Origin of the sequence: Halorubrum tibetense (genome assembly GCF_042661865.1) — an archaeon.
GTDB classification, from domain to species: domain Archaea; phylum Halobacteriota; class Halobacteria; order Halobacteriales; family Haloferacaceae; genus Halorubrum; species Halorubrum tibetense.
The window spans coordinates 1-879 of sequence record NZ_JBHSWW010000540.1; the positions used below are offsets into that span (position 1 = coordinate 1).

Sequence of the window (879 nt, forward strand, 5' to 3'; positions counted from 1 at the left end):
CATCTTTCTGCCACTCCACCGATTCGCGGCGCGAGCGATCCTTACCCGAGCCGGAATAATAACTGTGTACGCAGGCCAAGGTGACCGCCACCGCCATATTCGCATCGTAAGGCAAACGTACATCGACCTCGCCACCCACTTGCCCACCAATGGCCCCTGGGTAGGGATTGAGTCGCAAAGGACTAGGGCCAAAGCGGAGCCATTGCCGCGTCGCACTAATAGCCCACACCAATAACCCCGCCCCAATAATCGGAAACAGTAATGCAATTAATGCGGGGTAATTTCCCTTAGCCAACTCTTCCGGCAAGATAAACGGGATGGGCGAAGAAATGGCATTCCAGACAATCGCAAAAATCCACGCACCCCATAAGCCCGCCTTGGCATTAGAACGAATCGGGTTGTGCCAATCTTTGTTAGCCAGCCAGGCCTCTGAAGTAGTGCTCAAATCCGGCACCGTCGCGCTGCGATGGTAAAAACTAAAAACCAGTAAACCGACGCCGACACCGCCAAACACAACCACAAAAATGAATTTGAAACCGAGCATACCCCAGCGCAACTCTCTATAGATAACGGCTTTTTGAGGTTGATCTGGATTGACATAAACTGAAATACTGCCGCCCTTCGCCAAGGCGCGCTTTAACGCGCGCGCTTTGTCTTCTTGCCAGCTGCCAATATTATCCGAACCACTCATGATGCCGACGCGATCACTTTCATAAGCGGTACCGCGGAAATAGTAGCGATAGGACGCTAAGGCTTGATAGGTGGTGCTGTCATCGCCGTGATGAGTGTTCAGCTTGGCGCTCAACAACTGCGCCTCCACAGGCTGCCATTGATCCATTTGTTGCCATTCGTAGAGTGATGGAACAATGCTAAAAAATA

General features: G+C 51.9%; 1 protein-coding gene. It reads right to left on the bottom strand.

Going from position 1 to position 879, the window contains the following annotated elements:
* Positions 1-838 (bottom strand): DUF3592 domain-containing protein (locus tag ACFQEU_RS16830; protein WP_379784006.1); only part of this gene is annotated, 838 nt, incomplete at its 3' end.
* Positions 839-879 lie beyond the last annotated feature (41 nt).